Origin of the sequence: Subtercola sp. PAMC28395 (genome assembly GCF_018889995.1) — a bacterium.
Taxonomy (GTDB): domain Bacteria; phylum Actinomycetota; class Actinomycetes; order Actinomycetales; family Microbacteriaceae; genus Subtercola.
This window is the reverse complement of record NZ_CP076547.1, coordinates 1,744,279-1,763,249: the sequence shown is the minus strand read 5'-3', so window position 1 is coordinate 1,763,249 and position 18,971 is coordinate 1,744,279. Positions and strand designations below refer to the sequence as shown.

At 65.3% G+C, this 18,971-nt stretch carries 18 protein-coding genes; 2 read left to right on the top strand and 16 right to left on the bottom strand.

Features of this window, described 5'->3' with window-relative positions:
* Nucleotides 1–27 precede the first annotated feature (27 nt).
* Nucleotides 28–1,131, bottom strand: a complete 1,104-nt coding sequence (locus KPL76_RS08170) for an acetamidase/formamidase family protein (protein WP_216332146.1) — start codon at nt 1,129–1,131, stop codon at nt 28–30.
* 154 nt (nt 1,132–1,285) lie between these two features.
* Between KPL76_RS08170 and KPL76_RS08165 the strand changes: the two genes are divergently transcribed.
* Nucleotides 1,286–1,990 (top strand): YoaK family protein, encoded by a 705-nt coding sequence (locus KPL76_RS08165; protein ID WP_253201952.1) that lies wholly within the window; start codon nt 1,286–1,288, stop codon nt 1,988–1,990.
* Here the strand turns inward: KPL76_RS08165 and KPL76_RS08160 are convergent.
* The 14 genes from KPL76_RS08160 to KPL76_RS08095 all read right to left on the bottom strand — a co-directional run bounded on the left by KPL76_RS08160 (nt 1,976) and on the right by KPL76_RS08095 (nt 15,782).
* Nucleotides 1,976–2,995: an ABC transporter ATP-binding protein gene (locus tag KPL76_RS08160; protein ID WP_216332142.1), complete on the bottom strand. Its 1,020-nt coding sequence runs from the start codon at nt 2,993–2,995 to the stop codon at nt 1,976–1,978. The two genes, KPL76_RS08165 and KPL76_RS08160, sit on opposite strands and share 15 nt — an antisense overlap.
* 142 nt (nt 2,996–3,137) lie before the next feature.
* Nucleotides 3,138–4,100, bottom strand: coding sequence for an Fpg/Nei family DNA glycosylase (locus tag KPL76_RS08155; protein ID WP_216332140.1), 963 nt, complete (start codon nt 4,098–4,100; stop codon nt 3,138–3,140).
* Complete coding sequence (gene rnc, locus KPL76_RS08150; protein ID WP_216332138.1) at nt 4,093–4,824, bottom strand: ribonuclease III; 732 nt, start codon at nt 4,822–4,824, stop codon at nt 4,093–4,095. The genes KPL76_RS08155 and rnc overlap by 8 nt, the downstream gene beginning before the upstream one ends.
* Before the next feature lie 96 nt (nt 4,825–4,920).
* On the bottom strand, nt 4,921–5,124 hold the full coding sequence (gene rpmF, locus KPL76_RS08145) for a 50S ribosomal protein L32 (RefSeq protein ID WP_205110043.1): 204 nt from the start codon (nt 5,122–5,124) through the stop codon (nt 4,921–4,923).
* Between the two features lie 3 nt (nt 5,125–5,127).
* Nucleotides 5,128–5,754: a DUF177 domain-containing protein gene (locus KPL76_RS08140; RefSeq protein ID WP_371733882.1), complete on the bottom strand. Its 627-nt coding sequence runs from the start codon at nt 5,752–5,754 to the stop codon at nt 5,128–5,130.
* 29 nt (nt 5,755–5,783) lie between these two features.
* Complete coding sequence (locus KPL76_RS08135) at nt 5,784–6,731, bottom strand: LysR family transcriptional regulator (RefSeq protein ID WP_216332129.1); 948 nt, start codon at nt 6,729–6,731, stop codon at nt 5,784–5,786.
* A gap of 159 nt (nt 6,732–6,890) precedes the next feature.
* Nucleotides 6,891–8,219, bottom strand: coding sequence for an aspartate aminotransferase family protein (locus KPL76_RS08130; RefSeq protein WP_216332127.1), 1,329 nt, complete (start codon nt 8,217–8,219; stop codon nt 6,891–6,893).
* Between the two features lie 215 nt (nt 8,220–8,434).
* A complete protein-coding gene (locus KPL76_RS08125) occupies nt 8,435–9,586 on the bottom strand; it encodes an ABC transporter substrate-binding protein (protein ID WP_216332125.1) in 1,152 nt (383 codons plus the stop codon).
* Between the two features lie 92 nt (nt 9,587–9,678).
* Nucleotides 9,679–10,551 carry an ABC transporter permease gene (locus KPL76_RS08120; RefSeq protein WP_216332123.1) on the bottom strand — a complete coding sequence of 291 codons (873 nt, stop codon included), beginning with the start codon at nt 10,549–10,551 and terminating at the stop codon, nt 9,679–9,681.
* Entirely contained in the window at nt 10,548–11,390 is an 843-nt protein-coding gene (locus KPL76_RS08115; protein ID WP_371733881.1) for an ABC transporter ATP-binding protein, read from the bottom strand. The genes KPL76_RS08120 and KPL76_RS08115 overlap by 4 nt, the downstream gene beginning before the upstream one ends.
* A complete protein-coding gene (locus tag KPL76_RS08110; protein ID WP_216332121.1) occupies nt 11,387–12,295 on the bottom strand; it encodes an ABC transporter permease in 909 nt (302 codons plus the stop codon). Before KPL76_RS08110 ends, KPL76_RS08115 begins: the two co-directional genes overlap by 4 nt.
* The gene (locus KPL76_RS08105; RefSeq protein WP_216332119.1) at nt 12,292–13,308 is read right to left on the bottom strand and encodes a TIGR03842 family LLM class F420-dependent oxidoreductase; all 1,017 of its coding nucleotides are present in this window, start codon (nt 13,306–13,308) and stop codon (nt 12,292–12,294) included. Before KPL76_RS08105 ends, KPL76_RS08110 begins: the two co-directional genes overlap by 4 nt.
* A gap of 75 nt (nt 13,309–13,383) precedes the next feature.
* Complete coding sequence (hydA, locus tag KPL76_RS08100) at nt 13,384–14,823, bottom strand: dihydropyrimidinase (RefSeq protein ID WP_216332117.1); 1,440 nt, start codon at nt 14,821–14,823, stop codon at nt 13,384–13,386.
* Nucleotides 14,824–14,933: 110 nt separating this feature from the next.
* The gene (locus KPL76_RS08095) at nt 14,934–15,782 is read right to left on the bottom strand and encodes a nitrilase-related carbon-nitrogen hydrolase (protein ID WP_216332109.1); all 849 of its coding nucleotides are present in this window, start codon (nt 15,780–15,782) and stop codon (nt 14,934–14,936) included.
* Nucleotides 15,783–15,884: 102 nt separating this feature from the next.
* Here KPL76_RS08095 and KPL76_RS08090 point away from each other — a divergent pair, with 102 nt between their 5' ends.
* Nucleotides 15,885–17,237: a PLP-dependent aminotransferase family protein gene (locus KPL76_RS08090; RefSeq protein ID WP_216332107.1), complete on the top strand. Its 1,353-nt coding sequence runs from the start codon at nt 15,885–15,887 to the stop codon at nt 17,235–17,237.
* Nucleotides 17,238–17,496: 259 nt separating this feature from the next.
* Here KPL76_RS08090 and KPL76_RS08085 read toward each other — a convergent pair whose 3' ends face one another.
* Nucleotides 17,497–18,678: an ice-binding family protein gene (locus KPL76_RS08085; RefSeq protein WP_216332106.1), complete on the bottom strand. Its 1,182-nt coding sequence runs from the start codon at nt 18,676–18,678 to the stop codon at nt 17,497–17,499.
* Nucleotides 18,679–18,971 lie beyond the last annotated feature (293 nt).

Here is an 18,971-nt window from a genome sequence, read left to right as displayed (position 1 = left end):
AGAATGCCAGTATACGCAACAAGTGTTTCACCTGTGTTTCAGCGGGACTCCATCGAAGTCGGAGACGCGGATGCGCGCGTGCACGCCCTTGACGATGTCGACGACCTGGGAGATGTTGAAGTCGGTGGCCGCGCTGAGGTAGGCGTAGGCGAGGTGTGAGTCCATTCCGTAACGGGCGCCCAGCAGCGAGATCGCCGCTCGCACACAGTGCTGCACGGCCTCGTCGAGGTCGAGACTCATACCTGTGGGTACGAGGAAGTCACGGGTCTCGGCGAGGGGGCCGATGAGGCGGCCGAACTGCTGCAGGGCATCCGCCTGGGGAACGACCTCGAAGCGCACGGTCACGCGGAGCGAGGCCTCCATCGCCGTGAGGGCGACCTCCCCGTCGCCCTGGGCGAAGTGCGGGTCACCGACGTAGGCCAGGGCGCCGGCGACCTGGACCGGAAGGTAGAGCGAGTTGCCGGCGGTGAGGAGGTTGATGTCGATGTTGCCACCATGCGGCCCCGGCGGAACGGAGTGCGGGCGGGTGTCACCCGAAACGGCGACGCCCATGATGCCGAGGAACGGCGCAAGCGGGAACCTGACGAGCTTGGGGCCGCCGTGCACGAGAGGCAGAGTGCCCACGCGAATTCCGTCGGCGTCTTCATCGACCTCGGCGTACGCACTCACTGTCTCGAGCCCCTGGGGATACTCGCCCGGCAGGGCGCCCTTGGTGTGGCGGTTGGAGATCACGCCGTAGGGCACTCTCGGCAGCGCTTCGATCAGGGTCATCTTGAGCAGATCGCCGGGCTTCGCCCCCCGCACGCGGATGGGCCCGGTCACCACGTGGGGCCCGTCGACAGCACGGTCGCGAGGGTAGTCGGAGGCCGCGACGGCGATGGCGTCGTCGAGTACGTAGTGGCCGTCTACCCCGTGAGCGCCGAAGAACCGGCGCGGGTCGCGACCCTGGTCTTCGAGAATGCCCTCGTGACTCAGCGTGTCGATGGTGACCTCGTCACCCGATTCGATGTCGAGCACGGCCTCATCGGCGGCGCAGGGCAGCCGCCCCCAGAGCACATTCCGGCCCGTTGCGGGCAGATAGTGTTGTGAACGGATAGCGCCGTTCCCGGGCTGGAGTGGTTCGAGGATCATCGTGGGATCTGCCTTCCGTCAACGATTCGAGAGTACCGCCCTGCGACACCTCCCCGGGGCAGCTGCCCTGCTGCACCACTGACCTGCCCATCCCGACCGTGGCACTGCCCTGACCGACATGCCATCCCTCAACCCAGACAGCAGAGGACCCTTTGTGATTCGACGACTCAGCGCCAACCCCGAGAACCTGCACCTCGGTCTCATGCTCGCCCTCACGTTCTCCACCGGCGTGGTCGACGCCGTCGGGTACCTCGGGCTCGACCGGGTCTTCACCGGAAACATGACAGGCAACGTCGTGATTCTCGGCATGGCCCTGGCCGGGGCGGATGGCCTGCCGATCGTCGGGCCGGTCATCGCGTTGCTCAGCTTCATGCTGGGCGCTGTCATCGCCGGGCGGATCCTCCGCCCGATCAAGGCCGGGTGGACCCACCGCAGCACCTCCCTGTTGACGGCCGTTGCCGTGATCATGGTCGGCCTCGCGATCACCCTTCTGCTGTACGGCGGCACACCGCCGAAGCCGCAGGAATACATCGTGACGCTCTTTCTGGCGATCGCCATGGGCATCCAGGCCGGCACGGCGCGGCACATCGGCGTGAAAGACGTGACAACCGTCGTGGTGACGTCGACGATCACCGGTTTCGCGGCGGATTCGCGCCTCGCCGGAGGCAAGGGCCAACCCTGGTTCCGGCGTGCGGCGGCGATCTTCCTGATCGCGCTCGGCGCGGCGGTCGGCGCACTCCTGCTGCGACTCGGGCTGGGCTGGGGCGTCTCGCTCTCTGCGCTCATCACCGTGGCGGTCGCTGTTCTCGGGCACGTCGGCGCCCGCCAGCACGCCACAGCAGGGTCAGACGCGAACTGAATCCGCGCCGGGCGGTTGTGGCCGCGGATTCCGCAGCTGGACGGAGACGCACGCGCCGGTGAATCCGAGCCGCACGCAATCGCCTGCCTGCGGCACCGTGCCCGGATGATGCTGGACGGTTACCTGGGTTCCGTCGACGAGAAGCACGCTCGTCAGTCTCGCCGAGCCCAGAAAACTCGATCCGACGACAACGCCGTCCACGACTGCGTCATTTCGGGGTGGCGGCCCCGTGAGCGCCGCTTCATCGTGTGCAGACGGGAGAAGCACGATGTCTTCCGGCCTGACCAGCGCGAAGGCAGGCCCCGGCGGCGTCACCGGATTGAGGAGAGGGATCCACGCTCCATACACTTCGACGAATCCCCCACGAACCTCACCAGGCAGCCAGTTGACCTGGCCGGCGAATTCGGCGACGAAGGCGTTGGCCGGCTCGCGGTAGATCGCTTCGGGTGCGCCGATCTGCTCCACGGAGCCTGACCGCATCACGACGACCCTGTCGGCAATCGCCAGCGCATCATCGTGGTGCTGGGTGGCGAGAATCATCGTGACGCCGAGTTCGACATGGATGCGGCGGACTTCTTCTCTCAGCAGAACGCGAGTCCGGGCATCCAGTGAACCGAACGGTTCGTCGAGCATCATCACGTAAGGCCCTGACGACAGGGCTCGTGTGATGACGTCGCGCAGGTGCCGGCACGCACTCTCGGGAGCGAGGCGGGTGTTACGGAAGACGGCGTCGGTGATCAGTTCGCACTGGTGCCCGCCTCTGCGCCTGGTTCCGCCCATGTCCGCCGGGTCGGCTCCGATCAAGACTTCACCACTGGTCGGACTCTCGCGGCCGGCAATGACGCGGAGCACGGTGGACTTGCCTCCGCCGGCGGGCCCGAGCAGTGCGATGATCTCACCGGGCTCGACGCACAGCGTCAGGCCATTGACGGCGACGTTTCCGGAGCGATACCGCTTGACGAGATCGGTGAGCTGGACTGCCGAGCGCGAACGGGTACCGACCATCACCATCGCCTGCCACCCCATCCCATTCCATGACCACCCCCGCGCACGAGACCTCGCGCGCCTGTCAGATGAACCTACGAGCAGCACCTCGTCGGGGGCCGCGAATCGCATGGACGCCCCGTGAATTGCAGGTGAACGGTAGCTATGCCGATTGCAGTCTCTGGCAGTGGGCACAGAAGTGCGAGGAACGATTCATGAACGACTCACGGATGATCGGCCGCCCACACCGCGGGCACGGCTTGCCCTGCTGGCCGTACGCGTTGAGACTGTGCGAGAAGTACCCCGAAGCACCGTTGACGTTCACGTACTGCGCGTCGAAGCTCGTGCCTCCCTCGGCGAGGGCCTTGGTGAGAACCAGCCGGACCTCGGCCAGCAGCAGTCGCGCCCGGCGCTTCGTGAGCGTCGCCGTGGGCTGGGCGTAGTGAAGCCGTGCCGCCCAGAGGGCTTCGTCGGCGTAGATGTTGCCGATGCCGCTGACCAGCGTCTGGTCGAGGAGTGCACGCTTGATTCCCGTCGACTTTCGCGCGAGTTTCGCGAGAAAGGCAGACTCGTCGAAGGCGGGGTCGAGTGGGTCACGGGCGATGTGGGCGACCTGCGAGGGGATGAGATTCGCCCAGGCAGTGGCTTCGGAGCGGCCCGCTCCAGACACGCCTGGCGTGACTCCCGCGGCCGGGCCCGGCAACCCGGAGAAGCCCGCGGGGTAGCCATCACTGGTGGGAACCATGGTGTCGACCGCCATGGAGCCGAAGATGCGCTGGTCGACGAAGTTCACCCAGAACTCTCCGAGCGACGGATGCTCGATCCCCAGCCTGATGCGCAGCAGTCCGTCTTCGGCGAACCCCGGCTCGCGCAGCAACACTTGCCCGCTCATGCCGAGGTGGGTGACCAGGGCGCGGCCCGAGGACAGGGGGAACCACAGGAACTTTCCGCGGCGCACGGCGGCGAGCATCCGCTGGCCCGTGAGCTGTTCTTCGAAGGCACCAGCCACAGGGCTGTGGCGTTTCAGGCTGCGCGGTTCGAACACCTCGACTCCCGTCACGATCGAGCCGGAGACGGCGCGTTCGAGCCCGGCCCGAACGACTTCGACTTCAGGGAGTTCAGGCACCGGGAGTCAGCAGTTGCTGAGCCAGGCGGGCGGCGGCCGATTCGGCCTGTTTCTTGCTCGAGCCTTCGCCCGTTGCCGTGGCGAGGGCGTCGACAGCGCCAGTACCAGCGGCAACTGTTGAGACGGTCACGGTGGCAACGAAGGTCTTACGGTGGTCGGGGCCGCTCTCGGAGACCTCATACACCGGAGCTTCGGCGCCGAGCGACGCGGCAAGCTCCTGGAGCGTGGTCTTCGGATCCATCGATTCGCCGAAGGTGTTCGGGTTCTCGATGAGGGGTTCGACCAGGCGCAGCACGAGGGCCGTGGCGGTGTCGGCTCCGACACCGAGGTAGGTCGCACCGATGAGAGCCTCGACGGTGTCGGCGAGAATCGACGCCTTGCTGCGGCCGCCGGTCAGGTCTTCGCCGCGACCGAGAAGGATGAACGGGCCGAGGCCGATCGACTTGCCGATGCCAGCGAGCGCCACCGTCGAGACGAGACTGGCGCGCCGCTTGGCGAGGTCGCCCTCGCCGAGCTCGGGGTACCGGTTGTAGAGCATGACCGTGACGGCCTGCCCCAGAATGGAGTCACCGAGGAACTCGAGGCGCTCATTGGTGGGAACCCCGCCGTGCTCGTACGACCACGACCGGTGGGTGAGCGCCAGATCGAGCAGCTCCTCGGGAATCTCGACCTGCAGGGTCGCCAAAAGGTGCGACCGCTCGGGTGACTTCGTGACTTTCGTCATCGATTCACCTCACCCGGCCACACCAATTGGACGTGCAGAGTTCGAAACCCACCGGTGCAGTTTCGCACCGTGCCGCCCCAGGGGCGGACTGTCGGATCAAATGTCGGCGACTTTGCGGCCCTTGTACTCAAGGAACAGCGCGGTGCCGGCGGAGTCTTCGACAACCTTGGCGCGGTGCGGCAGGCTGTACGTGGTCTTGCCGTTCTCGACGGTCTTGACCAGGGTCGGCGCGGTGGCCTTCCACTGTGCGCGGCGCATGCGGGTGGAAGCCCGCGACATCTTCCTCTTTGGTACAGCCATCAGCTAACTCTTTTCTGTCTCAGGTACGTGGCCGCCGGGCGTTGTTTCGCCTTCGGTGGCCGTGTCGGCAGTGGCCGACAAGTCTGTGGAAGCTTCTGACCCCGCGGATTCTGATGAATCGAGCAGCCCGGCAAGGGCAGACCAGCGGGAATCGAGATTCTGCTGCGGCGCCCGGTCAGGCAGATCTTCCAGCCGCTCGCCCGTTACGGGGTCGAGGCCTGGGCAATCCGGCCGACAAACCGGTTGGAACGGGAGTGCGAGAACAACCGCATCCCTGATCAGTGGTTCAAGATCGACATGGTCGTTCTGAACCTCAAAATCAAAAGCTTCGTCACGAGAATACGCGAAAAGCTCCGCAAACTCGACTCGAACGGGTAAATCGATGTCTTTGAGGCATCTGCCGCAGATTCCACTGGCGGTTCCTGCGACCTCAGCGGTCACCAGAATGCCATCGTGCAGGGCTTCGAGGCGCACGTCTGTCTCGAGAACACTGCCTGTCTGCACGGCTACCAGGCCTTCGCCCAGCTTCTCAGGAACGACGAGGTCGAGCTGTCGCTCACGCATCTCGCCGGGTTTGTGCATGAGGTCCCAGACGTTCAGCGTGAACGGAGTTATGTTGAATTTGCTCACGGGGTACGAGTTTACCCGCGGATCGCACCTCAGGGGGCGGTCGTCGGGTTGGCCACAGTGATTGCGTCGGATTCGGCTCGCAGGGCATCCACCACCGTGCGAACGGCGAGACGCTCGGCCCGGTCGGGTCGCATGAGTGCGTAGATGTGGCGCTCGGCACGCACACCGGAGAGAGGCTTGAGGGAGATGCGCTGCGACATGGCGCTGGAGGTCAGGTAGGCGCCGCCTGCGGTGTACCGCGGAAGGATGGCGACGCCGAGGCCTGCGGAGACGAGGGCTTCTGTCACGCGGGTGTCAGCGAAACGCTGCACGATGTTGACGGGGGCGCCGGCAGCGGCAGAGATGTCGTACAGGGTGCGCTCGAACGGGTACCCCCAGGGCACGCCGATCCACTGCTCGCCGATCAGGTCGGCCGGCGTGACGCTGGCTGCAGAGTCGAGCGGATGCCCGAACGGCAGTGCCACGTCGAGGGGCTCTGTCATCAGGTGCACGATGCTCAGGCCCCTGCCCAGCCACATCGACGGCGGCCGGGTCGGCGCGTGGGCGATCACGATGTCGAAATCGTTCGTGAGCTCGGGGAAGGCCTCGGAGATGGGGTCGCGATCACTCGCGTGCAGTGTGAGGCCGCTCTGCCGGGCCAGGCGGTGCAGCACCCCGGGAAGCAGCATCTGGCCACCGGTGGGAAAGGTCGCGAGGGAGACCTCACCGGTGGGATCGTGGCGGAACTCGTCCCACAGTGCATCAGCTCGTTCGATCGCTACGGCCACGTCGGCAGCGCTTCGGGCGAGGGCACGACCGGCATCGGTGAGCACGATACCGCGGCCCGCCTTCTCGGTGAGCGGCAGCCCTGCCTCACGCTCGAGTACGCGGAGTTGCTGCGAGACAGCGGAGGGGGTGCGGTGGGTGGCCTTCGCCACTTCGGTGATGCTGCCACGCTCGGCGAGCTCACGAAGCAGTTCGAGCCGGCGCACGTCCATGAAGCCACGCTACAGCGTCAGCGCAGCACTGTGTTGGTGGGCTCGCGCATCTCTTCTGCATCCCGCGCGGCGCGCAGATTCCCCCATCGACTTTCCCGTTTGTGCAACTCATTTCGAAAAAAGCTGCACATTCGGGAAAGTCGACGGGGTTTCGGCACGCTACGCGAACACGGCGGTGAAGGCCTCGTCGTAGATCGCGAGCGCGCGAGCAACCTCGGCGTCGGTGACGACGCACGGAGGGACCACGTGGAGGCGATTGTCGGCGAAGAACGGCAGGAGCCCGAGCGAGAGCAGTTTCGCCTTCAGAACGCCGATCGTGGCCAGTGAGAGCGGCTCGCGGGTCACCGGGTCGGCCACGAGGTCGAGTGCCCAGAAGACACCGAGGCCGCGAACCTCTCCGATCGCCTCGTGCTTCTCTGCGAGCGCCCTGAGGCCCGGCCCGATCACGTCGGCCCCGACACGCGCCGCGTTGTCGACGATGCCCTCGTTCTGCATCGCGTCGAGTGCACCGACGATCGACGCCATGGCGAGTGGATGCCCGGAGTACGTCAGGCCGCCCGGGAACACCTGCTCGTCGAAGACATCCGCGATGAACGGCGGAATGATGACGCCGCCCACCGGCACGTACCCCGAGTTCACTCCCTTGGCGAAGGTGATGAGGTCAGGGATCACCGGCTCGCCCCCCTCGCTGAGCGACTGGAACGCGAACCAGCCGCCGGTTCGACCGAAGCCGCACATCACTTCATCGAAGATCAGCACGATGCCGTATTTGTCGGCAAGAGCGCGTACGCCGGCGAGGTAGCCGGGCGGCGGAACCAGCACGCCGGCTGTGCCGGGAATCGTCTCGATCAGGATCGCCGCGATCGACGAAGGGCCCTCGGCCTGAATGACTCGCTCGAGGTGATGGAGCGCCCTGGCCGACTCTTCTTCGGGGGTCGTCGACCAGAACTCCGAACGGTACGAGAACGGGCCGAAGAAGTGCACGTGTGCGCGGGCGTACTCGTTCGGCACACGACGCCAGTCCCCCGTGGCGACGACGGCCGAACCGGTGTTGCCGTGGTACGAGCGATAGGTCGAGAGCACTTTGTCGCGGCCCGTGTACAGGCGCGCCATACGCATGGCGTTCTCGTTCGCGTCGGCTCCCCCGTTGGTGAAGAAGACCTTGCTGAACTCGCTACCCGCTCGCTCGAGGATGCGCTGGGCCGCCTGCCCGCGGGCGAGGTTGGCGTGTGCCGGAGCCACCGTGGCCAGAATGTCGGCCTGCGCCTGGATGGCGGCGACCACTGCCGGATGCTGGTGCCCGATGTTCACGTTGACGAGCTGGCTCGAGAAGTCGAGCAGTTCGTTGCCGTCGAAGTCCCAGACGGTGCTGCCGAGCCCGCCGGCGATGACCATGGGCTTGAGTGCGGCCTGCGCAGACCAGGAGTGGAAGACGTGCGCGCGGTCGAGTTCGTAGGCGAGCTGCCCGTCTTCGGGTGAGAGGTTCACGGTGTGGTGCCTTGTCTGTTCGTGGGTGTGGTGCCGCTGGTTGAGTAGCTCCGAGAGGAGCGTATCGAAACCCGCCCGCCGGACGACAGTCTGTGAACGGGTTTCGTACGCCTCGCGCCGCGCTTTAAGCGGAGTGGCCGTTCAGGCCACCCCGCCGCGCTCGACGCGCCGCGCTAAAAGCGGAGCGGCTGTTCAAGCCGCCCCGCCGCGCTCGCTTACTTGCCGCCCTCGGTGAGGGTGACGGTGATCGGTTTGAATGACGTGCCGGTGGTGTCGACACCGTCGGCCTTAAGTGCGTCGAGCGCCTTCTGCACGTAGGTGTTGTCGTACGCATCTGCGTCAGGTGCCTTGGTGATGACCGTGGTTCCTTCGAGGTTCTTCGCTGTCATTGCAACGTCGACGGTCTGCTTCCAGGCCGCTGTGTCGATGATTCCGATGCCGTCGGGTGACGGCCAGATCAGCTTGTTGATCTCGTTGGTCTGCCACAGCTGGTGACTGGCACCGAGTTGCGAGCCCTTGGCCACCACGATGTCTGCAGCCTTCTGGGGGTTGTCGCGTGCGTAGATCCAGCCTTTCAGTGCGGCCGTCAGGAACTTGACCGTCGTGGCCTGGTACGCCTGGTCGTTCTTCAGTTTGTCGGTGTTCGCCCAGATCGCATCCTGGAGCATTGCCGTTCCCTCGTCGTTCCAGTTGATGACGTTGAGGTCACTGGGCTGGTATAGCTTGCCGGTTGCCGGGTTCATCGTCTCGAGGATCTGCGCGTACTCGTTGTACGTCATCGCCTGTGCCGCATCGATGGAACCGTCGAGAAGACCCGCCTCGTCGAAGTTCTGCTGCACGAGAGAGACGTCTTTCGCCGGGTCGAGGCCTGCCTTGGTGATACCGGCGAACATCTCGAACTCGTTGCCATAGCCCCAGTTGCCGACGACCTTGCCCTTGAGATCGGCCGAAGTCGTGATGTTCTTGGCTGCCATGGAGACCTGCAGTGTGCCGGATTTCTGGAGGATCTGAGCAACGTCGGTGATGCCGGCGCCCTGCTCTCGGGAGGCCAGCGCCTTGGGTACCCAGGCCACGGCGTAGTCGACTGCGCCATCGGCGAGCTGGGTCTGCGGCACGATGTCGGTGCCACCCTCGACGATGGTGACGTCGAGGCCCTGGTCCTTGAAGTAGCCCTGGTCGAGCGCGGCGTAGTACCCGGCGAACTGTGCCTGGGTGAACCACTGCAATTGCAGTTTCACTGGCGTCAGCGCCCCCGCGGTCGCCGAGGGTGCCGGGGTGCTCGACGAACTCGAGCAGCCCGAGAGTACGAGTGCTGCCGACGCGGCGATGGCCGCCACGCCGAGGGTGATGCGTTTGCCGTGTTTCATCTGTTCCTCCATCAGATAGGTGGTGCAGTGGTGCTGTGGGTGTTGCGGTTCAGGGGTGCGCTGTGGATGGCGCGACACGCGGATGATGCAGGTCAGGCACGCCGCCGGGTGGCGAGCCGTTCGAGGAGCAGGCTCGCGCCGTAGAAGACGAGCCCGAGCACGATCGCTCCGAACACATAGGCCCAGGCACGGGGGTAGGCGCTGTTGGCCGCGGCAGAGGTGATGCGCGAACCGAGGCCGTTCTGAAGCCCGCCGAAGTATTCGGCCACGATGGCGGAGATGACCCCGAGAGGCGCAGCGATGCGCAGCCCGGTGAAGATGAACGGCACAGCGCCCGGCAGTGTGACTGTTCGGGTCAGCTGCCAGTCGGATGCCGCGTACGCCCGCATGAGATCGCGGTGCACCGGCCTCACCTGGCGAAGCCCCCGCAGGGTGTTGATGAAGATGGGCGCGAAGACGACGATCAGCACGACGATGCGCCTGGGAGTGTCAGAGGTGGAGCCGAACATCGTGTTCAGGATGGGTGCGACGGCGACAATGGGCACGACGGCGATTCCCGCCACGATCGGCACGATCATCCGGTCCAAGATCGTGAGGCGGGAGGCCAGGAGTGCCAGCACGACCGCGAGCAGGCCGCCGACGACGACTCCAATCAGGGCATTGAGGCCTGTCGCGAGCATCGACGACCAGAGCAACGGAAAGACAGTGACGAGTTGGCCGGCGATGTCGGTCGGGCTCGGCAGCAGATAGGGCTTGATGTCGAACGCGAGCACGGCAAGCTGCCAGAGCAGGAGGAACGCGAGGCCCAGAACGAGCGGAGGAACGATCGACCTGGCGATCCACCGGCCTCCTTGTCCGCGCGTGGCACCGCCCTGTGCTGCGACCGGAGATACCGATTCGCCGGGAAGCGCCGCGACCAGAGGCGAAGAAGGCCCGGCCAGGGCCGTGACCCGTTCGCTGGTCATCGGAGATCAGCCCCCAGAGGAGCGGCTGCACGGCCGTGCAGCGCCTCGCGAACGGCGATGACGCCGGCGTAGTAGGCGGGATTATCTCGGAGAACCTCGCTGCGCTCGGTGCCGGGGCCCAGGTCGATGTCGACGATGTCGACGATCCGCCCCGGGCGGGGAGACATGACGACCACCCGGTCGGAGAGGAAGACCGCCTCAGGGATCGAGTGGGTGACAAAGACTACAGCAGCACCCGTTTCGGAGCAGATGCGCACGAGTTCCTGCTGCATGCGCTCCCTGGTCATCTCGTCGAGCGCACCGAACGGCTCATCCATCAGGAGGAGCTTCGGGCGTTCGGCCAGCGACCGGGCGATGGCGACTCGCTGCTGCATGCCGCCGGAGAGCTGGTCGGGGAAGCGCGACCGGAAGTCCGTGAGGCCGACGAGTTCGATGAGCTCTTCGGCGCGAGCGGCCCGCTCGGCCTTGCCGATGCCGTGGAGTTCGAGGGGCAACTCGATGTTGGCCTGAACCGTGCGCCAGGGAAGCAGCCCGGCGCTCTGGAACGCGATTCCGTACTCCTGGTCGATGCGTGCCTGCCGGGCTGTCTTGCCGAACACGCTGATGTCGCCGCTGGTTGCCGTGTCGAGGTCGGCAATCAGGCGGAGCAGTGTGCTCTTGCCACACCCGGACGGCCCGATCAGCGAGACGAATTCGCCGGGAGCGACGGAGAGGTTGATGTCGTCGAGCGCCCGGACTTCGGCGCCCTTGGCGACCTGGAAGATCTTGTTGGCCCCGCTGACGACGATGGCAGGCTCGGCGGTGATCGGTGCGGCCGGGGCCTGGGTACTGTCGGTCACGATGACGCCTCCTGGCGGTTGAAGCGTTTGAGGGCGAGCCCGAGCAGCGCGACAAGCCCTGCAGAGGCCAGCCCCAGGATTACGGCGCCCGCGATCGGGGCGTAGGCCTTGGCGGGGTCGGAGGTGCCAGATTGGGCGAATTCGATGATCATGCGCCCGATTCCGCCCTTGTACCCGGTGGAGACCTCGGCGACGACCGTACCGACGATCGCGCTCGCAGCACCCAGACGGAGGGCCGGCAGGAGAAAGGGCACGCTGGCGGGTAGCCGAAGGTGAAGCAGGGTCTTGAACCACCCGGCATTGTACGTGTGCATCAGCTCGACGTGGATGGTGTCGGGTGACTGCAGGCCGCGGAGCGCCCCCACCGCCACCGGGAAGAACGCGAGGTAGGAGGCGATGACGGCCACCGACATCCACCTGTCCCAGGAGAAGGCACCGATCTGGATCTTTCCGCCCCAGGCCACGATCACGGGTGCGAGGGCGATCAGCGGCACGGTCTGGCTCAGAATCAGCCACGGCAGAACGGCGCGTTCAGCGACCTGCAGGCGTTGCATGAGCAGTGCCAGCAGAAACCCCACCACCGAGCCGATCGCCCAGCCCACAGCTGCCACGCCGAGGCTGGTCAGTGCAGCCGCAACCACCGCGACCCAGACCGCCTGTGACCCGGCAGAGGAGTTCACCGGTTCGAGCGCACGCTGCACCATCGCGAGCAGGTGAGGCATCGAGCGGTCGTCTGTACGAGGCAGGATGCTCGTGTCGAACAGTTGCACGCCGGAGGCCGGCCCGAAGGCCTTGTACCCCTCCCACAGCACGACGAGCACGATCAGGCCGACCAGACCCCAGACGAGGGCGCTGATGCGCGCCGACCCTCTCGACTCTGGCCTGCCTGAGGTGCGATCGCTCATGCGGTGGCCGTGATGTGGTCTCTGAGGGTCGGGATGACCGTCTCTCCGTAGACGCGGAGCGTCTCTTCTTTGTTGTCGTGCTGGAGATACCCGGCGAACTGGTCGACGCCGAGTTCTTTGAGTGCTTTGAGTTTCTCGATGTGCTGTTCTGCGGTGCCGAGCAGGCAGAAGCGGTCGACGATCTCGTCTGGCACGAAGGCGGCGTGAGTGTTGCCGGCCTGGCCGTGTTCATTGTAGTCGTAGCCCTCGCGGGCCTTGATGTAGTCGGTGAGCGCCGTGGGTACAGACGAATCGGTGCCGTACTTCGAGACGATGTCGGCGACGTGGTTGCCCACCATGCCTCCGAACCAGCGGCACTGCTCCCGCATGTGCTCCCAGTCGTCGCCGATGTACATGGGGGCTGCGACGCAGAACTTGATCGACATGGGGTCGCGGCCCGCATTCTCGGCCGCCTTGCGAACGACCCCGATCATCCATTCGGCGATGTCGAGATCGGCCAGCTGGAGGATGAAGCCGTCACCGACTTCGCCGGTGAGCTTCAGCGCGAGGGGCCCGTACGCAGCCACCCAGACTTCGAGTTCGGAGCCGCGGCTCCACGGGAACTGCACGGTGGCTCCGTTGTATTCGACAGGCCTGCTGTTCGCCAGCTCGCGGATGACATGGATCGACTCACGCAGGGTCTTGAGCGTCGTGGGTGCGCCATTGGTGGCACGCACCGCCGAATCGCCGCGGCCGATGCCGCAGATGGTGCGGTTGCCGTACATCTCGTTCAGCGTGGCGAAGATCGAGGCGGTGACCGTCCAGTCGCGGGTCGCAGGGTTCGTGACCATCGGGCCCACCTTGATGCGGTGGGTCTCGTTCAGGATCTGGCTGTAGATGACGTACGGTTCCTGCCAGAGCAGGTGCGAGTCGAAGGTCCAGGCGTAGTCGAATCCGTGCTGCTCGGCGAGCTTGGCCAGCGCAAGCGTGCGCGACGCCGGCGGGTGCGTCTGGAGAACTGCTCCGAATTCCATGGGGTTCTTTCTGTTGGGCGAAGGTTGGTGGAGTTTCCTACGCGACGCCGGGCGGGAACCCGCGTCGCTTATGGCTCAAATCAGGTATTGCGAAAGGCCCCGCTTGAAGTACTTGCCGTCACCCTTCGTGCCGAGGTACTGGTTGTCGTCGACGATGACCTTGCCCCGGGAGATCACGGTGTCGACGCGCCCATCGATCTCGAAACCCTCCCACGCGGCGTAGTCCATGTTCATATGGTTCTTCTTGCCCTCACCCATGCCGATGGAGGTGTGGCCGTTGGGGTCGTAGATGACGACGTCACCGTCGGCGCCCGGCTGGATGACGCCCTTCTTGCCGTACATGCCGAACATGCGTGCCGGGGTGGTCGAGGTGAGCTCGACCCAGCGTGGAAGGCTGATCTCCCCCATCACCACACCCTGGTAGATGAGGTCCATGCGGTGCTCGACCGAACCGATGCCGTTGGGGATCTTCGAAAAGTCTCCGATTCCCATGTCTTTCTGGCCCTTCATGCAGAACGGGCAGTGGTCGGTGGAGATCACCTGCAGGTCGTTCGTGCGGAGTCCCTGCCACATGTGATGCTGGTGCCCCTCGGCCCGGGAACGCAGCGGTGTCGAGCACACCCACTTCGCACCCTCGAAGTCACCCCACTGCTCGCTGCTGGCACCGAGTTGCTCTTCGAGCGAAAGGTACAGGTACTGCGGGCAGGTTTCGGCGAAGACGTTCTGGCCGCGGTCGCGGGCGACCGCGATCTGCTCGACGGCCTGCTTGGCGCTCACATGCACGATGTACAGCGGTGCGCCGGTGAGGTTCGCCAGCATGATCGCGCGGTGAGTGGCCTCTTCTTCGGCCTGCCATGGCCTGGTGGTGCCGTGGAAGTATGGCGCGGTGTCGCCGCGCGCAATGGACTGCTGCACGAGCAGGTCGATCACGCTGCCGTTCTCTGCGTGCATCATCATCAGGCTGCCGTTCTCGCTTGCACGCTGCATCGCCTTGACGATCTGGCCGTCGTCGCTGAGAAAGACGCCCTTGTACGCCATGAAGAGCTTGAAGCTCGAGACGCCCTCGTTCAGCAGTTCATCCATCGCCGTCAGCGAACTGTCTTGCACGTCGCTCAGGATCTGGTGGAAGCCGTAGTCGATCGCGCACTGGCCGGCGGCCTTCTGGTGCCACAGGTTGTACTGGTCGAGGATGTTCTCACCCGCGTACTGCACGACGAAGTCGACGATGCTCGTGGTACCGCCCCACGCCGCCGCACGCGTGCCGGTCTCGAACGTGTCGCTGGCCTCTGTGCCCCCGAACGGCATCTGCATGTGCGTGTGCGCATCGATGCCACCGGGGATCACGTACTTGCCCCGCGCGTCGATCACCCGGTCGACGCTGCCGGCGAGGTCGAAACCCAGGAGCCTGGAGCCGGGCGCGAGCACGGCAGCGATGGTCTCCCCGTCGATCAGCACGTCGGCCGTGGCCGTTCCCGTGGCATTGACAACTGTTCCGTTGGTGATGAGGGTCTTCATCGCACTGCTCCTTCGATGGTCGCTGATGAGCTCGTCGAAATCGTGTTCAGCTGAGCACAGTCTCGATACGGCGCTTCGGGCCTACTCAACCAGCGACTGGGGGTAGGTGTCTACGGCTTGGGGATCGACGTGTACGTCTCCGGCCTGCGGTCGCGATAGAACTGCCAGTTGTCGCGCGCAACCCGCACCAGACCGAGATCGAGGTCGCGGATGACGATCTCCTCGTTCTCGCCACTGCCGTATTCACCGACGATGTTGCCCTGCGGATCGGCGAACTGGCTGTTGCCGTAGAAGTTGACAGCGAGGTCACCGTACTCGTTGTCTTCGAGGCCGACGCGGTTGGGCGCGGCGACGAAGTAACCGTTCGCACCGGCAGCAGCAGGCTGCTCGAGCTCCCACAAGCGGTTGGAGAGACCCGGCTTGGTGGCGTTCGGGTTGAAGACGATCTGAGCCCCGTTCAGACCGAGTTCCCGCCACCCCTCCGGGAAGTGCCTGTCGTAGCAGATGTAGACGCCGATCGGGCCGACCGCGGTCTGGAAGACAGGGTACCCGAGGTTGCCCGGACGAAAGTAGAACTTCTCGTAGAACTTCTCGACGTGCGGAATGTGGTTCTTGCGGTACTTGCCGAGAATCGTGCCGTCTGCGTCGACGACGACAGCGGTGTTGTAGTAGACCCCCGGCATGTCTTCCTCGTAGATGGGCAGCACCATGACCAGGTTCAGTTCTTTCGCGAGCGCCGCGAACTTCTGCACGATCGGGCCGTCGGCCGGTTCGGCATAGGCGTAGTACTTCGCATCTTCGGTGATGCCGAAGTAGGGGCCGTAGAAGAGCTCCTGGAAGCAGATGACCTGGGCTCCGTCGGCCGCCGCGTCGCGGGCGAACTGCTCGTGCTTGGCGATCATCGACTCTTTGTCGCCCGTCCACGTGGTCTGGGTAATTGCTGCTCGAATGACCGTCATCTGTGTATATTCCTTTCAAACCCGGTTTTGTTATTATTTGTGCTGAACATTTCTCTCGTGTTTCAGCGTGTGACGTGAGCGTAAATAAGTCAAGAGGTGTGCATGATCGAGCAGATCGTCGCGGCTGTGGAGAACAAGTCGCCAGAGGGTATCGCTGCCGCTGTCTCGCGCCTGATCCGCACCGGCGGCATCGCCTCAGGCGACAGGCTCCCCACGGTTCGCGAACTCGCATCAGAGCTCGGCGTGAGCCCCGCTACGGTCTCGAACGCCTGGCAGGCGCTGGCCGGCGTCGGCCTGATCACCTCGCGAGGGCGCGCAGGCAGCTTTGTGCTCCAGGCGAGCACCCGCTGGATGCCCACGCACTTCGCCGAGCTGGCCGGCTCGCACGTTCAGAGCCGCCTGGATCTCTCCACAGGCACACCCGATCCGGAGTTGCTTCCCGATCTCGCCGCGGCCTTCCAGCACCTCCCCACCCGCGCAGACACGACCAGCTACCTCACCGTCAGGGTGCTGCCGGAGCTCGAGAGACTCCTCCGGGCGTCGTGGCCCTACAGCCCGGAATCGCTCACCATCACCGACGGTGCGCTCGACGCCATCTCGCGTTCACTGGAGGTGGTGATCCGCTACGGAGACCGGGTCGTGATCGAAGAACCCGGTTTCCCTCCCTTTCTCGATCTGCTCGAGCACCTCGGTGCTGAGCGCGTCGCTGTGCCCATCGACAGGCACGGCATGCTGCCCGGCCCGTTCGCGGCGGCTCTGCGGTCGAACCCTGCCGCGATCATCCTGCAGCCGAGGGCCCAGAACCCGACCGGCGCCACGATGACCGAGGAACGCGCCCGTGAACTCGTGGGCCTGCTGCGGTCGCACTCGCACCTGACCGACCCTGTGATCATCGAAGACGACCATTCGGGCGAAATCAGCGGAGCCCCGGCAACGAGCATCGGCACCTGGCTGCCCCACCGCACCCTGCACGTTCGCAGCTATGCAAAGTCGCACGGCCCCGACCTGCGAATCGGTGCTCTGGCCGGGCCGACAGCCCTGATCGACCGCATTGTGGCGAGACGGATGCTCGGGCCGGGCTGGACGTCGAGAATGCTGCAGGTCATTCTCTACGAGCTCCTCACGGCGCGCGAGTCTGTTGCGCAGGTGTCGGCGGCCCGGCGCACGTACCAGCTGCGTCAGGTCGAACTCGGTGCTGCGTTGGCCCGGCACGGCGTGGAGTTGGACATCGCAGACGGCATCAACCTCTGGCTGCCCGTCTCCGATGAGAAGGCGGCGATCGTCTCACTCGCGGCGAGCGGGATCCGCGTCGCTGCCGGGACCCCGTTCTTGGCGAGCTCCTTCACCGCGCCGGCGGGCCTGGCTGCGGGTGAGCACGTTCGGGTCACGGCGGGCCTGGTGAAGGGTGAGTTCGACGACATCGCGACCCACCTCGCGAGCGCGACCCGCGCCTGATCGCGATTCAGCGAACCCTGTGGGCAGTGGGGCCGGTGGCTGGTGGAGCAGAGACGGATGGATCAGCGGCCCACTCTTGCTCGCAGACCCGAGGCCTCACTCGTCAGGGTGATCGGTGTGAGGCGGTGCTCTGTGATCGCTTGGCGTCGTGATGAGAGACGGGACCATCTTGGATGAAATCTCTTGTGAGATGGCTCCTAGCTCTGGGGCCTGATGCAGGGTGAAAGCGTCTCTGCCCGTGTTGATCAGTCGGTGGCAGCTACGAGTGCGTTCGCGCACTGCGACGGCGAAGGAGCAGTATGGTCGTGCCGATCAGTGCCAGAGCGATTCCGACGCCGATAGGCAGCGCCACATCCATCCCGGTGGCAGCGAGGTGCTCGGCTGAGCCACTGCTGCCGCCACTGTTCGAAGCGATGGTGATGGCAGCAACGGTCGGCGTCGGTGTCGCAGCAGGTGTGGTTGCTGTTGGCGTCGGTGTCGGTGTCGCAGCGGCTTGTGTCTGGATGGTGTAGATCGCGGATGTGTTCGGCGTGATGCCGTTGCTGGCTGTGAGTGTCACTGTTGACGAGCCTGGGGTCGTCGGTGTTCCGGTGATCTGGCCTGTTGTTCCGTTGAGGGTGAGCCCGGCCGGGAGCGACCCGGCCGTGACCGTGAAGACGGGGGCTGGTGTCCCAGTTGCGGTGACAGTGAAGGTGTAGGGGGTGCCTTCTGTTGCAGTCGGTGGCGTTCCGGACGTGATCTCTGGGCTGGGGCTGCTGGTCGGTGTGCCAGCGGCCGGACAGCCGGTTGGCACGGTGATGGTGTTCGTGTCCAAGGTTACGGCTGCGTTGGCGGCGAGGAGCCGGCCGACGATCGTTGCACCAGTGGTCGCGGTGATGGACTGGGCGGCGAGCACGGTGCCTTGGAATTGGGCGCTGGTCCCCAGTGTTGCAGAGCTGCCTACCTCCCAGAACACGTTGCATCCGGACGCACCTCCCGTGATCAGGATGTGGGTACCCGAACCGATGGTCAGCGTGCTGGCTGCCTGGAACACCCACACCGAGCTTGCGCTACCAGCAAGAGTGAGGGTGCCGTTGTTCGCCAGCGAAAGTGCACCCCCGGAGTACACCCCTGGTGTCAACGACAGCCCGTTCATCTCGCTGAGTCCCGACGTTGTCGGGGTGAGCCCGGCGGCAGCGTTGAACGCTGTCGTCAGATCGTTCTGGGCTTGAGCTGCAGCAGGATCGGTTTGATGCAGACTTCCCGTGTATGTCCCGTTGGGTGCGCCGCTGAAGCCAGTTATCGACGTTCCGGGGCTCACCCCGACATCACCAGTGACAACAGTCGGGCCAGTATTCGTCACCGCGCTTGCGCCGAGGACACCATAGGTTCCAGCGGTCCCCAGATCGACCGGCCCCGAGAGGGTCGTCGCGGCTTGCGCCGGGCCCGCCGTCAGAATCATCGCAGTAGCAGCCAGCAATGCGCCAGCTGCCACCAACCCCGCTCGCCGGTTTGATGAAAGTCGAGTCACCGCACACCCCCGTATTCATACGAGAAGACACTGAGGTGTCAGGAGGGCTCCTTCACCTTTCTTCTCCACGTGAACCGTACCTCGATCCAGGCAAGGAATCCACTAAATGGACCCCATAACGGGGGGGGTAAGTTGGCGGGCGAGCTCTCACGGCACGCCTCCACCACAAATCGGCTGTCTCCTGGAAGGTCAGCGCTCTGCCACCACCCCAATCCAGGCGACGC

Excerpts from the sequence above, each read along its gene's own strand:
- rnc (WP_216332138.1), bottom strand. The coding sequence starts at position 4,824 with ATGACGAAAGTCACGAAGTCACCCGAGCGGTCGCACCTTTTGGCGACC.
- hydA (WP_216332117.1), bottom strand. The coding sequence starts at position 14,823 with ATGAAGACCCTCATCACCAACGGAACAGTTGTCAATGCCACGGGAACG.
- KPL76_RS08105 (WP_216332119.1), bottom strand. The coding sequence starts at position 13,308 with ATGGAATTCGGAGCAGTTCTCCAGACGCACCCGCCGGCGTCGCGCACG.
- KPL76_RS08120 (WP_216332123.1), bottom strand. The coding sequence starts at position 10,551 with ATGACCAGCGAACGGGTCACGGCCCTGGCCGGGCCTTCTTCGCCTCTG.
- KPL76_RS08085 (WP_216332106.1), bottom strand. The coding sequence starts at position 18,678 with ATGATTCTGACGGCGGGCCCGGCGCAAGCCGCGACGACCCTCTCGGGG.
- KPL76_RS08160 (WP_216332142.1), bottom strand. The coding sequence starts at position 2,995 with ATGGTCGGTACCCGTTCGCGCTCGGCAGTCCAGCTCACCGATCTCGTC.
- KPL76_RS08170 (WP_216332146.1), bottom strand. The coding sequence starts at position 1,131 with ATGATCCTCGAACCACTCCAGCCCGGGAACGGCGCTATCCGTTCACAA.
- KPL76_RS08125 (WP_216332125.1), bottom strand. The coding sequence starts at position 9,586 with ATGAAACACGGCAAACGCATCACCCTCGGCGTGGCGGCCATCGCCGCG.
- rpmF (WP_205110043.1), bottom strand. The coding sequence starts at position 5,124 with ATGGCTGTACCAAAGAGGAAGATGTCGCGGGCTTCCACCCGCATGCGC.
- KPL76_RS08110 (WP_216332121.1), bottom strand. The coding sequence starts at position 12,295 with ATGAGCGATCGCACCTCAGGCAGGCCAGAGTCGAGAGGGTCGGCGCGC.
- KPL76_RS08090 (WP_216332107.1), top strand. The coding sequence starts at position 15,885 with ATGATCGAGCAGATCGTCGCGGCTGTGGAGAACAAGTCGCCAGAGGGT.
- KPL76_RS08135 (WP_216332129.1), bottom strand. The coding sequence starts at position 6,731 with ATGGACGTGCGCCGGCTCGAACTGCTTCGTGAGCTCGCCGAGCGTGGC.
- KPL76_RS08095 (WP_216332109.1), bottom strand. The coding sequence starts at position 15,782 with ATGACGGTCATTCGAGCAGCAATTACCCAGACCACGTGGACGGGCGAC.